We start from the raw sequence: 12,500 nt of genomic DNA, 5'->3' as shown, positions 1-12,500 counted from the left end.
GGGAAATACTGCCATGCAGTACATGGTATAAACCATTGAACTCTCTCATCTTTTCCATAGCTATAACATCTTTCGGGTCCTGAACCACACAGATCAAACTTCTGTCCCTCTTTTGATCTTCGCAAATATAGCAGGGATCTTGATCTGTAATATGACCACAGACTGAGCAATACATAAGATTCCGCTTAGCATTAACAAGTGCTTTTGCAAAATCCAAAACAGTATCTTCCTTCATGCTTAATACATGAAAGGCTAATCGAGCAGCCGTTTTAGGACCAATCCCCGGCAATTTCATAAAACTGTCAATGAGCTTGGAAATTGGTTCTGGATAATGCATCGAATTCCTCCTAAAAATTTCAAAAGAAACCCCCTGAAAGGAAGTTTCTTTTGAACTTGCTTAAAACATACCCGGAAGGTTCATTCCCTTAGTGAATTGTCCCATCGTTTGGTTTGTCAGTTCTTCCGCCTTTTTCAAAGCATCGTTAGTGGCAGCCAACACTAAATCCTGAAGCATATCGATATCATCCGGATCGACAACTTCCGGTTTGATGACTACATCGACTATTTCTTTATGTCCAGTCACGATGACCGTTACCATTCCGCCGCCGGCAGTTCCTTCAACCCTTTTTTCACCTAATTCTTCTTGTGCCTCTGCCATCTTCTTTTGCATCTTTTGCATTTGTTTCATCATGTTCTGCATATTACCGCCGCGCATACCCATTTTCCTTACCTCCAATTATTCTTTAATTTCAAGTAAATCATCGCCGACTAATTTTCTAGCCTCTGCTATAAAGGGGTCTTCTTCTTTTGATTCCGTTTCTTCTGGACCGTCGAACTGCTGTGTTGAGATGAAGTCCTCCCGCAACCTTTGCCACTGGCTTTCCGGAACTCCAGCTATCTCCATTCGGTGTCCGGTCAATTGCTGCATGATCGAGGCTATCACTTCCACGAAACGGTTATTTTCCATTGCCATTTGACAATGAATATCATATTTGAATTTTACCACAAAAGCTTCAGTTGACGCAGCAACAGGTTCCGCCTCCGTTAATAAAGCTGCCAATGACTTTTGGTTTTGCTGACCTAACTGTTCAAGCACTTCCCCCCACTTACTTTTCACAGCATTAAGACCTGGCTTTGTAGCTTGTTTCAAAACTTGATTGATTTTTCCGGCAGGTGCTTTATATGACTTTTTAACGGCCCTTTGCGCCTTAGCCTGCTCTGCAGGTTTTTCTGCCATGGCTGCCGGAATGCCGTTTTTCTGCATTTCGAGTAATTTCTTCTCTAAATCTTCTATTTTCTGCTGCAGCTGTTGAAGCTGCACGTTATCCATTTGATTTGGCCTTTGCTCATTACATAACTTCACAAGTGCCACCTCAAGGAAAATCCTTGGATGATTTGTCCATTTCATATCCTGCTGTGTTTGATTGAAGCTTTCAATTATGGAGTAAATCGATTCAGAAGAAATCACTTCTGCCAATTCCTTGAATTGGGGATCTATCAAAACACGCTCGAAGGATTCTGCCAGTGCCGGTGCCGTTTGAAACAACAGCATGTCACGAAAGTAATAAATCATGTCTTCTATGAACCTAGCCGGGTCTTTTCCCATGGCCAGCAATTCTTCAAGGACTTCAAGTGCCACCGCTACTTCTTTATCATATATAGCTTTTGCCAGCCGGCTTAAAAACGCTTGCGAAACAGATCCGGTGACAGTCAATGCATCTTCCACTGAAACTGTCTCCGAACTGAAGGATATCGCTTGATCAAGAAGGCTTAGTGCATCCCGCATCCCGCCTTCGGCTGCCCTCGCAATGATATGCAGGGCTTGTTCATCACAAGAAACACCAGTTTCTGCAATGATTTGTGACATCCGGCCAACTATATCTTGAGGCTGGATCCGTTTAAAATCAAACCTTTGGCAACGGGAAATGATCGTTAGTGGAATCTTATGGGGCTCAGTCGTCGCCAATATGAAAATCACATGCTTCGGAGGTTCTTCCAATGTCTTTAAAAGCGCATTGAACGCCCCTTGTGAAAGCATATGTACCTCATCAATGATGTAAACTTTATATGTAACCGCGTTAGGTGCATATTTGACCTTATCACGAATGTCACGGATTTCCTCGACACCATTATTGGATGCTGCATCAATTTCTATAACATCTGATATGGAGCCATCGGTGATTCCGCGGCAGGTAGCACATTCGTTACAGGGCTCACTTGTCGGGGCATGCTCACAATTCACTGCTTTTGCTAAAATTTTGGCAGCACTTGTTTTCCCTGTTCCACGTGGACCGGAAAATAAATAGGCATGTGAAACCTTTTGCCCGACCAAAGCATTCTGCAACGTTTTCGTCACATGTTCCTGCCCGACTACATCAATGAATTGTTGCGGCCGCCATACCCGGTATAATGCTTGATACCCCACGGAAATCCCTCCTTCTTTTCTCCATCTTGTTTATTATACATTACTGATTTCCTTAATATCAAAGTCTAAAATGAAATTTCATCATTGCCTCATTTTTTTCAAAAACACCAAGCACTTTACCTTCTTGGCATAAAAAAAAACCCACCCGATACGAATGAGTTTTTTGTTTATGTAAAATAACTGCCGTGCACCTTCTGTCGATTAGCAACCATAAGCGTTACTTAAGCAGTTAGCTCGGCCCAGGCAACCCTGCGGCACATGAGAACTTCCACTTAATGCTGCTTCCTTCCGGACCTGACATGGTTCATGGAGTCCCATTGCGCAGGACCCGGGCGTCAACACCACTTACTTAAGGCAGGCCCTACAGAATGCTAACCTCGAGAAGGGATTCAACCTCGCTAGAGCGGATTGCGAGTACAGGGCACCGCTACCTCCCCGTCTAGCACGGCAAAAGTAATACCAATTTCATAGCGTCATGTCGACGCATAATTCATTATACTAAGGTAACAAAAAAAACGCAAGTGTTGTTCTTGGACAGTTCAATTCCAAATTTACCAAATGAAGCAAAGACTCATCTTCAACATTCGTTTTTCACTTATTTATTTTCTTCGGCAATCTTGAGTGCCTGCTCTCTTTTCAACGTTTTCTTTCTATCCCTTAGCTCTTTAAAAAAAGAAGTCAATATCCAGCCGCACTCTTTCCCCAATACACCGCTGGTTACATCACATTGATGGTTAAATCGTTCATCTCGAAGTAAATCCATGAATGTGCCTGCACAGCCAGCCTTTGGATCATGCGCTCCAAAAACGACCCTTTTCACCCTTGATTGCAAGATGGCACCGGCACACATCGGGCAAGGTTCCAGCGTTACATATAATGTCGCATCTTCAAGACGCCAACTGCCAGTAGCACGGCAAGCCTCATTGATTGCAAGGAGCTCCGCGTGTGCCGTCGCATTCTGTTCCGTTTCCCTCAGGTTATGCCCCGTCGAAATAACTTGATCATCTATTACGATTAAAGCGCCAATCGGCACTTCATTCAATTGCCGCGCCTTTTTTGCTTCCTCTAAGGCTAAATTCATGTAATGAACATCATCCTTCAAAAAAAAACCCCCTCATATTAAATAGGAGTAAACAGACAAATATAAGACAAAATAAAGGTCATACTACTTGTGAATAGTAACGCATTCGACATATGTGCTGCAAGTAAATTCTCACAATACAGGAGGATATACCATGAATCGACCTGAATCGCCTTCTTTTGCATTGCTTATCATTGATATGATCAATGACTTTGACTTCAAATACGGGAATATGCTCCTTGCACATACGAAACTTATCGTCGATCCGATCTTGAAATTAAAGAAGCAAATGAAAGAAAAAGGTTTTCCAATCATCTATATCAATGATCATTATGATTTATGGCAGGCTGACTTCGATAAAATCATTGATACATGTAAAAATGAAGGTAATGCCTCATTAATCGAAAGAATAAAACCTCAACAGGACGAGTTTTTTCTCATCAAGCCGAAGCATTCCGCATTTTATGGGACGGCACTCAATACACTGCTTAAACGATTAAACGTGGATACCCTGATCATTACTGGCATAGCTGGCAACATCTGCGTGCTATTCACGGCCAATGATGCCTATATGCGGGAATATAAATTATGGATTCCGAAGGATTGCATAGCTTCTGCATCAAAGGAAGATAATCATTACGCATTAAAAATGATGAACCATGTTCTCAAGGCATCCATAAAACAAGGTGAAGACATGTAAGCATTCAATCGAACAAGGCATTAATCTACATACCTCCCCAATTAACACTCTTTCATTCTCTTTCTTTATCAACCTGACAAAAATGTCACTAAAGTCCCAAGTCTGTGATACAATATCTCTTGGCGAAAATCCTATGACCGGGAATTTTAGCTTGATACCTCATGAAGGAGGACAGATTGGATGAAATCCACCCCATTTATCACTGTCGAAGGTCCAATCGGCGTGGGAAAAACATCACTTGCAAAAGTTATCGCAGATCATTTTCAAATTTCATTATTAAGGGAAATTGTCGATGAAAATCCATTTCTTGGGAAATTCTATAAAGATATTGATGAGTGGAGCTTTCAAACAGAAATGTTTTTTCTATGTAACCGTTATAAACAATTGGATGATATCGAAAAAAAGTATCTTACTAATGACCAAGCCGTAGTGGCTGATTATCATATATTCAAGAACTTGATATTTGCTGAAAGAACGTTAAAGAACGAACAATACAATAAGTACCTTGAGATATTCAATATTTTAACACGGGATATGCCTAAACCTAATATGGTGATTTATTTAAACGCAAGCCTTGATACTCTTCTCTCCCGAATCGGTAAAAGAGGTCGTGAAATCGAAGAAAATATATCCTCCATTTATTTAGAGCAGTTATCCGCGGATTATCGAACATTCATGGAAACATTCGAGAAACAGCACCCTGACATCCCTGTTCTTACATTCAACGGAGATGAGCTGGATTTTGTCGGGAACAAGGATGATTTGAAAACGATAATAAGCCAAATAGAGAATGCCCTGCACAAAGGAGTAAAGTCAAATGAACTTACGAAAGAAATATAATATTCCAAACAACGCCGTCATTACGATAGCAGGGACGGTTGGCGTAGGAAAATCGACCATGACCAATGCGTTAGCCGATGCCCTTCAATTCAGGACATCATTTGAGAAGGTTGATACGAACCCCTACCTGGATAAATTTTACGATGATTTTAATCGTTGGAGTTTCCACCTGCAAATCTATTTCCTCGCTGAACGATTTAAAGAGCAAAAAAAAATCTTTGAATACGGCGGCGGTTTTATCCAAGACCGTTCCATTTATGAAGACACCGGGATATTTGCAAAAATGCATTATGAAAAAGGCACGATGAATGAGGTGGACTACGAAACGTATACAAGCCTTTTCAATGCCATGGTAATGACGCCATACTTCCCGCACCCTGATTTACTTATCTATCTCGAAGGTTCGCTCGATGATATCCTCAACCGGATCCAAGAGCGCGGCCGTCCAATGGAACAGCATACCCCAATTGAATATTGGCAGGAAATGCACGGCCGTTACGAAGAATGGATCGATCAATTCAACGCCTGCCCTGTCCTTCGATTAAATATAAACGAATATGATCTTATGCAGGATGAAGCAAGTATCGAACCTCTTATAAAACGGATTGCCGAATATATGGAGCAAACCAAGTTGTTGCGAAATGTGTAAAACAGAAAAACCACCGGTTATCCGGTGGTTTTTTAATATATTAGAAAACAAAAATTCCGTTACATAACTGTAACGGAATTCATCGATATCCAATTTATGCGCTGTGGTTATTAATAAGTTATGGAGGAGGTAGAGGGATTCGAACCCCCGCGGGATTTGACTCCCCTGTCGGTTTTCAAGACCGATCCCTTCAGCCGGACTTGGGTATACCTCCGTATCAACATTTATTATATTACATGGAATCAAAATCAAAGTCAAGCCCTCTATAAAGTTTTTTTAAAATAATTTTCAAACTTTGATAAAAAGGGGAATCAGCCTCTTTAACCAGAAGCTGATTCCCTTTGACTTACGGTTTAATGACTTCCGCACCGCGCATATATGGACGTAATACTTCAGGAATGATAACACTGCCATCTTCCTGCTGGTAATTCTCCAAAAGGGCAGCGACTGTACGGCCGATTGCCAAGCCTGATCCATTTAGGGTATGGACGTGTTCCGGTTTGCCTTTTGCATCACGCCTGAAGCGAATATTGGCCCGTCTAGCCTGGAATGCTTCAAAGTTACTGCAAGAAGAAATTTCGCGGTACGTTCCATAGCTCGGGATCCAAACCTCGATATCATACTTTTTAGCAGCTGTGAAACCAAGATCTCCCGTACACATGCTTAGCACTCGGTATGGAAGACCCAGCAATTGGAGGACCTTTTCGGCATGACCTGTGAGGTTTTCCAACTCTGCATATGAATCTTCCGGCTTCACGAACTTCACTAGTTCAACTTTATTGAACTGGTGCTGACGAATTAGCCCGCGCGTATCACGACCCGCAGATCCTGCCTCTGAACGGAATGAAGCACTGTATGCCGCATAGCTTATCGGCAGATCGTCCGTGCTCATGATTTCATCACGATGGAAATTTGTCACCGGCACTTCAGCTGTAGGAATCAAGAAGTAATCATCACTTTCAATACGGAAAGCATCCTCTTCGAATTTTGGCAATTGACCTGTCCCGGTCATGCTTGCACGGTTCACCATATATGGTGGCAGCATTTCTTCATATCCGTGTTCCTCAACATGAAGGTCTAACATAAAGCTAATTAGTGCACGCTCTAATCGAGCACCAAGGCCCCGATAAAATACAAATCGGCTTCCAGTCACTTTTGCTGCCCGTTCAAAATCCAGGATGCCTAGATCTCCAGCTACATCCCAGTGTGGTTTCGGTTCAAACTTGAATTCAGGTAACTCCCCCCATTTACGGATTTCGACATTATCGTCTTCCGTCTCACCAACAGGCACGCTTTCATGCGGTATATTAGGAATGGAAAGAAGTAATGTTTCTAATTGTGCTTCCACTTCACGAAGCTCATCATCGAAACCTTTTATACGGTCACCGACTTCACGCATTTCCGCAATCAACTGATCTGCATCTTTTTTCTCCCGTTTCAATATGGCCACTTGCTGTGAAACTTCATTTCTTTGGCTTTTCAACTTTTCCGTTTCAGCAATCAAGGTCCGGCGCTTTACATCCAGTTCCTCGAATTTGCCTAAATCAGTTAAATCTTCCCCTCTAAATTGCAATACACGCTTCACTTCTTCAAAATTATTCCTTACATATTTCAAATCCAACATTTCAGTTCCTCCTTAATGTATTTGATGATTTATCAAAGAACGCAAAAAACTCCCGTCCCCTGAAGAAGGGACGAGAGTTAACCCGCGTTGCCACCCTAGTTGAAGGCCTATGAAAAACGCCTACCACTTATCACGATAACGGCTTTTAACCGAAAGTATTTACTGACCCAAAAGGCTTTCCATACTCTGCTCCAGGAGGGATTCACAAAACTCTCACACCGATTTCCACCAGCCACCGGCTCTCTATAGAAAGAAATACTTGTTACTATTTCCTGTCATTGCTTTCTTATATAATCAGATTGTTTTCCATAATGTACTATAATTTTATACATTACGCAACCGTTTTATACACGAAACTTAAAACCAGCCTTTAACAGTGGAAGCTACACTGCTCCAAACATCTCCAAAGAATCCGCCAACCGCCCGCATTGATAATACGAACCAGTTTGCCTTTTCAACAGATTCAGCAGCTACGACGTTAACCTTAACTGGATCTCCGTTGATGTACCCGTAATCTTCTCCTTTTTTAGGAGTGACTGTGATGTAGCCTAGCTTTTCACCTTTTTTGATTGGTGCAGTCAGCTTACCATCTTCATTCAATTTGTTTTTATCGATCACTAAATCTGTTTTATAGTTGTCTTTCCCACCATTTTCAACAAGTAGCTCGATTGCTTTTTCAGATTGGATCTTAACGTCTTTTTCCTTGCCTTTCACTACTGAAAGTGTTTCTTTCCCTTTCACCTGGTAGTTGGCTGGAAGGACTTTTTCCTTTTTAAATGTTGCATAAGCATAGTTCATAAGCTTAGTGCTATCTGCAAAACGTTCGTTTTTATTAGTGGACTTCATGACCACCGTGATATAGCGCTGACCGTCCTGGATAACCGTCCCTGTATGGCCATAACCAGCAAAGTCGGTAGATCCCGTCTTTAGTCCATCTACGCCTTTATATTCAAAAATCAGGCCAGGCAGCATCCAGTTGAAGTTCGGATATTCTTTTCCATCACGGAACTTCAATTTAGGAATGCTGGCGATTTTTAAAACTTCCGGATAATCATTTATTAAACGATAAGCAAGAAGTGCAGTATCTTTTGCTGTCATGATATTTTCATCATCTTCATCACCTGAAGGATATTGCCCTAATAAATCGGAGTTATTCAAACCGCTGGCGTTAACGAATTTATGATTTTTCAAGCCTAATTCCTTTGCTTTTTCATTCATTAACTTAACGAAGCTCTTTTCACTTCCGGAAACTAGCTGTGCTAAAGCTACTGTTGCCGCATTTCCTGAATAGACGGCCATAGCTTGATATAGTTCCTTAACTGTATAATCTTCACCTTCCGTTAACCCAACATTCGACAAATTGGGTGCTTTTGAAAGGTCATGTACATATTTATTTATTTTTACTTTTTGATCCCAACTGATTTTCCCATTTTCAATTGACTCCATTATGATGTACTCGGTCATCATTTTAGACATGGATGCAATCCCTAATACTTTATCGGCATTTTTTTCATACACGATTTGTCCTGTTTCACCATCGATTATGATGGCTGCCTCTGCTTTTAAACCTAAATTATCAGATTCAGCAACAGCTTCCCCCGGTTGATAGGCAAATTGCGACATAACAAGAACAAAAACAAAAGTGAAAATGAGGGTCTTGCTGATTTTTTTCAATTTCCAATACCTCCAACTTTTAAGCTAATCTCTATAACAAAGAAGAAACTTTATGTAAATCCCTTGACACCTTGTCTAGTTTATCACAGAAAAAATAAAAAAAATAGACAGAGTAATCGCAGACTCTGTCTATTTTAACAATAAATTTTAATGACGATTATATGTTAAATTCATTACATTGAGTAGTTCGGTGCTTCTTTAGTAATTTGGACATCATGAGGATGGCTCTCCCTTAAGCAACAGCTTCCCCCGGTTGATAGGCAAATTGCGACATAACAAGAACAAAAACAAAAGTGAAAATGAGGGTCTTGCTGATTTTTTTCAATTTCCAATACCTCCAACTTTTAAGCTAATCTCTATAACAAAGAAGAAACTTTATGTAAATCCCTTGACACCTTGTCTAGTTTATCACAGAAAAAATAAAAAAAATAGACAGAGTAATCGCAGACTCTGTCTATTTTAACAATAAATTTTAATGACGATTATATGTTAAATTCATTACATTGAGTAGTTCGGTGCTTCTTTAGTAATTTGGACATCATGAGGATGGCTCTCCCTTAATCCGGCACCGGTCATTTTGACAAATTGAGAGTTTTCTCTCAACTCTTCCAATGTGGCTGTACCGCAATATCCCATACCTGAACGAATGCCGCCAATCAGTTGGAAAATGGTATCTGATAAAGGTCCTTTGTATGGAAGGCGCCCTTCGATGCCTTCTGGAACAAATTTCTTGTTATCTTCCTGGAAGTAACGATCTTTAGATCCTTTTTCCATTGCAGCAACAGATCCCATACCCCGATACACTTTAAAACGGCGACCTTGGAAAATTTCCGTTTCGCCAGGGCTTTCAGTTACACCTGCAAGCATACTACCAAGCATTACTGCATGTCCGCCTGCAGCCAGCGCTTTAACGATATCACCTGAATATTTAATTCCGCCATCAGCGATAATCGTTTTACCATGTTTTCTTGCTTCTGTTGCACAATCGAAGACTGCCGTGATTTGTGGAACACCTACACCGGCTACAACCCTTGTCGTACAGATTGACCCTGGTCCGATTCCCACTTTCACTACATCGGCCCCCGCTTCAATCAATGCTTTCGTCCCTTCAGCCGTTGCCACATTACCGGCAATGATCGTCAATTCAGGATAAGTCGCGCGGATTTCCTTCACCATTTCAAGGACGCCTTCTGAATGACCGTGAGCAGTATCAAGTACAATTGCATCGACATGGGACTTAACAAGCATTTCAACACGCTTCATTGTATCCTTAGTCACTCCGACTGCAGCACCAGCAAGCAATCTCCCTTGCTTATCTTTCGCCGAATTCGGAAACTCAATGACTTTCTCGATATCCTTGATCGTAATAAGTCCTTTAAGAACTCCATTATCGTCTACAAGAGGAAGCTTTTCAATTTTGTACTTTTGAAGAATCTTCTCTGCTTGTTCCAAGTTAGTTCCTACTGGCGCTGTGACGAGATTCTCAACAGTCATGACACTGGAAATCTTCAAGGAAAAATCGGAAATAAATCGCAAATCACGGTTTGTAATGATACCCACAAGTTTTTGATCCTCAATATTGTTGACTACAGGAACACCCGAAATGCGATATTTACCCATTAAATGCTCTGCATCGAATACCTGGTGATCTGGCGTCAAGAAAAATGGATCGGTAATTACACCGCTTTCTGAACGTTTTACTTTATCCACCAGTTCAGCTTGTGCTTCAATGGACATATTTTTATGAATGATACCCAATCCGCCTTGACGAGCCATGGCAATCGCCATCTCTGCTTCTGTCACGGTATCCATTCCTGCACTGATGATAGGAAGGTTGAGCTTTAAGTTTTCAGCTAAGTTGACTTGAAGGTTGACATCTTTCGGCAAAACCTCTGATTTCGCTGGAATTAATAGGACATCATCAAAGGTTAAACCTTCTTTTGCAAATTTATTTTCCCACATTATTTTCCCCTCCTGCTTAAAAATATTATTTGTAGGTTATCAATAGGACATACTACTGTCAAGAAGAGAAATAAATGTTTGATTATTCTATTAATTTGGAGGATAGCTGCAATGCCTGAAAACAATGATAATTTCGATAAATATACACCTTTTTTTTCCGCATCTTCCTCTCAACTTTTTTTACAAAAATGTTACACACAAGAAAAAATAGCAGAAGCGGAAATCAAAAGTTATGATAATTGTTATCCATTTATTTACCATCTTGAACATGCTAAAACTTATTATAATCAGGCAGCCATTGCACCACTTTCCATTCAACCAATCCTGACATTTTATGGATTCGCCCAATTATTAAAGGCTTGTCTGCTCACGATTGATCCTAACTATCCGGAATCAACTTCGATGCTTGCCCATGGGGTAACTACGAGGAAAAAGAAAAAACAGCAATATGAATTTCTGAAGGATGAAGTGAAAACGCAAAAAAATGGACTTTTCACCTGCATCGCCGAGAAATTATTTCATATCAAGCATCTGGAAGGTGAAAAGTTTTCCATGGGTACACTTATGAAAGAAATCCCGGATATGCAAAACTTTACATGGCCCATTTCCAAGAAAAATTTCGTCGCCCTGCTCCCCTCCTCCAATGGTTTTCAATTGCCTTCATCCATATTGGATAGCTATCAAATGTCCAGCAGTCGATTGGAAGAATTTTTGAAAGCTAAAACGAATCAAATTTACAGTATTTCGGAAGCTCCTGGAACACTGCATTTAAAAACAGAGGATGTTCCTATTCATAATGCCGCATCTCCAATACGGTATAATTTAGAAGAGGGGCAATTCATGCTATCTCTAAATAAAGATTCGTCCGCTTTTTCATTACCTGAACTTTTGATTCATTATTTGATTTCTTATAACCTTAGCATAATAGCTCGTTATGAAACAGAATGGTGGGCAGAGCTGATGAAAACCATGCCTAATGACGATTACCCTTGCATTGTGCAATTCCTTAAAATAAGCCAAGCTAAGGTGCCATTTTTAATATTTGAATGGATTAAGTCGGAAAGGTTCCACATCTGATTCTTCCAACACCCTATTTGTGAATAGATCTGTCCTGAAACGACAAAAAAAGACCAGCCGGATGGCTGATCTTTTTAAATGGCTTGGCGGCGTCCTACTCTCACAGGGGGAAACCCCCAACTACCATCGGCGCTGAAGAGCTTAACTGCCGTGTTCGGAATGGGAACGGGTGTGACCTCTTCGCTATCGCCACCAAACATAAAAGGAACGTTGTTCCTTCAAAACTAGATAATAAGAAGGTATTTCATTTTTTAAAAAGCGTTGGTTAAGTCCTCGATCTATTAGTATCAGTCAGCTCCACATGTCACCATGCTTCCACCTCTGACCTATCAACCTGATCATCTTTCAGGGATCTTACTAGCTTGCGCCATGGGAAATCTCATCTTGAGGGGGGCTTCATGCTTAGATGCTTTCAGCACTTATCCCGTCCGCACGTAGCTACCCAGCTATGCCTTTGGCAAGACAACT

11 protein-coding genes, 1 tRNA gene, 2 rRNA genes, 1 other RNA gene and 1 other annotated feature (2 of these 16 cut by a window edge) are annotated in these 12,500 nt (G+C 40.9%); of the genes, 4 read left to right on the top strand and 11 right to left on the bottom strand.

What is annotated here, in order from left to right; translation table 11 throughout:
* The 5 genes from recR to tadA all read right to left on the bottom strand — a co-directional run.
* Positions 1–337 carry the 5' portion of a recombination mediator RecR gene (gene recR, locus MKX49_RS25910; RefSeq protein ID WP_034316264.1) on the bottom strand. 260 nt of this gene lie to the left of the window's left edge, so only the first 337 of its 597 coding nucleotides appear in the window; the start codon lies at positions 335–337; the stop codon falls past the left edge of the window.
* A 60-nt stretch (positions 338–397) separates the two neighbouring features.
* Positions 398–715 (bottom strand): YbaB/EbfC family nucleoid-associated protein, encoded by a 318-nt coding sequence (locus MKX49_RS25905; RefSeq protein WP_034316375.1) that lies wholly within the window; start codon positions 713–715, stop codon positions 398–400.
* Positions 716–736: 21 nt separating this feature from the next.
* A complete protein-coding gene (gene dnaX, locus MKX49_RS25900) occupies positions 737–2,425 on the bottom strand; it encodes a DNA polymerase III subunit gamma/tau (protein ID WP_340878250.1) in 1,689 nt (562 codons plus the stop codon).
* A 183-nt stretch (positions 2,426–2,608) separates the two neighbouring features.
* An RNA gene (gene ffs / locus MKX49_RS25895) (signal recognition particle sRNA large type) lies at positions 2,609–2,873 on the bottom strand.
* A 147-nt stretch (positions 2,874–3,020) separates the two neighbouring features.
* Positions 3,021–3,527, bottom strand: coding sequence for a tRNA adenosine(34) deaminase TadA (tadA, locus tag MKX49_RS25890; RefSeq protein ID WP_285856706.1), 507 nt, complete (start codon positions 3,525–3,527; stop codon positions 3,021–3,023).
* A gap of 133 nt (positions 3,528–3,660) precedes the next feature.
* Here tadA and MKX49_RS25885 point away from each other — a divergent pair, with 133 nt between their 5' ends.
* The 3 genes from MKX49_RS25885 (at position 3,661) to MKX49_RS25875 (ending at position 5,695) form a co-directional block, all read left to right on the top strand.
* Positions 3,661–4,206, top strand: coding sequence for an isochorismatase family cysteine hydrolase (locus MKX49_RS25885; protein WP_063595539.1), 546 nt, complete (start codon positions 3,661–3,663; stop codon positions 4,204–4,206).
* Between the two features lie 180 nt (positions 4,207–4,386).
* The gene (locus MKX49_RS25880) at positions 4,387–5,046 is read left to right on the top strand and encodes a deoxynucleoside kinase (protein ID WP_323599701.1); all 660 of its coding nucleotides are present in this window, start codon (positions 4,387–4,389) and stop codon (positions 5,044–5,046) included.
* Entirely contained in the window at positions 5,024–5,695 is a 672-nt protein-coding gene (locus MKX49_RS25875) for a deoxynucleoside kinase (RefSeq protein WP_048688698.1), read from the top strand. The genes MKX49_RS25880 and MKX49_RS25875 overlap by 23 nt, the downstream gene beginning before the upstream one ends.
* A gap of 121 nt (positions 5,696–5,816) precedes the next feature.
* On the opposite strand, the gene MKX49_RS25870 is transcribed toward MKX49_RS25875, so the two are convergent.
* From MKX49_RS25870 to guaB, 4 genes are all read right to left on the bottom strand, one after another.
* Positions 5,817–5,909, bottom strand: a tRNA-Ser gene (locus MKX49_RS25870).
* A 132-nt stretch (positions 5,910–6,041) separates the two neighbouring features.
* The gene (gene serS / locus MKX49_RS25865; protein ID WP_034316273.1) at positions 6,042–7,319 is read right to left on the bottom strand and encodes a serine--tRNA ligase; all 1,278 of its coding nucleotides are present in this window, start codon (positions 7,317–7,319) and stop codon (positions 6,042–6,044) included.
* Positions 7,320–7,382: 63 nt separating this feature from the next.
* Positions 7,383–7,607 (bottom strand) — a binding site (T-box leader).
* A 69-nt stretch (positions 7,608–7,676) separates the two neighbouring features.
* Positions 7,677–8,993 (bottom strand): D-alanyl-D-alanine carboxypeptidase family protein, encoded by a 1,317-nt coding sequence (locus tag MKX49_RS25860; protein ID WP_081088479.1) that lies wholly within the window; start codon positions 8,991–8,993, stop codon positions 7,677–7,679.
* A 498-nt stretch (positions 8,994–9,491) separates the two neighbouring features.
* The gene (gene guaB / locus MKX49_RS25855; protein ID WP_048688703.1) at positions 9,492–10,955 is read right to left on the bottom strand and encodes an IMP dehydrogenase; all 1,464 of its coding nucleotides are present in this window, start codon (positions 10,953–10,955) and stop codon (positions 9,492–9,494) included.
* Positions 10,956–11,066: 111 nt separating this feature from the next.
* On the opposite strand from guaB, the gene MKX49_RS25850 reads away from it, so the two are divergent.
* Entirely contained in the window at positions 11,067–12,032 is a 966-nt protein-coding gene (locus MKX49_RS25850) for a YaaC family protein (RefSeq protein WP_340878248.1), read from the top strand.
* 81 nt (positions 12,033–12,113) lie between these two features.
* Here MKX49_RS25850 and rrf read toward each other — a convergent pair.
* Positions 12,114–12,229 (bottom strand): 5S ribosomal RNA (rrf, locus tag MKX49_RS25845).
* Between the two features lie 64 nt (positions 12,230–12,293).
* A 23S ribosomal RNA gene (locus MKX49_RS25840) occupies positions 12,294–12,500 on the bottom strand (it continues 2,726 nt past the right edge of the window).

This window comes from Peribacillus sp. FSL M8-0224, assembly GCF_038003055.1.
GTDB lineage: Bacteria > Bacillota > Bacilli > Bacillales > DSM-1321 > Peribacillus > Peribacillus frigoritolerans.
This window is presented reverse-complemented; position numbering and strand designations above follow the sequence as displayed.

Excerpts from the sequence above, each read along its gene's own strand:
- MKX49_RS25905 (WP_034316375.1), bottom strand. The coding sequence starts at position 715 with ATGCGCGGCGGTAATATGCAGAACATGATGAAACAAATGCAAAAGATG.
- MKX49_RS25885 (WP_063595539.1), top strand. The coding sequence starts at position 3,661 with ATGAATCGACCTGAATCGCCTTCTTTTGCATTGCTTATCATTGATATG.
- MKX49_RS25880 (WP_323599701.1), top strand. The coding sequence starts at position 4,387 with ATGAAATCCACCCCATTTATCACTGTCGAAGGTCCAATCGGCGTGGGA.
- MKX49_RS25875 (WP_048688698.1), top strand. The coding sequence starts at position 5,024 with ATGAACTTACGAAAGAAATATAATATTCCAAACAACGCCGTCATTACG.
- serS (WP_034316273.1), bottom strand. The coding sequence starts at position 7,319 with ATGTTGGATTTGAAATATGTAAGGAATAATTTTGAAGAAGTGAAGCGT.
- guaB (WP_048688703.1), bottom strand. The coding sequence starts at position 10,955 with ATGTGGGAAAATAAATTTGCAAAAGAAGGTTTAACCTTTGATGATGTC.
- MKX49_RS25850 (WP_340878248.1), top strand. The coding sequence starts at position 11,067 with ATGCCTGAAAACAATGATAATTTCGATAAATATACACCTTTTTTTTCC.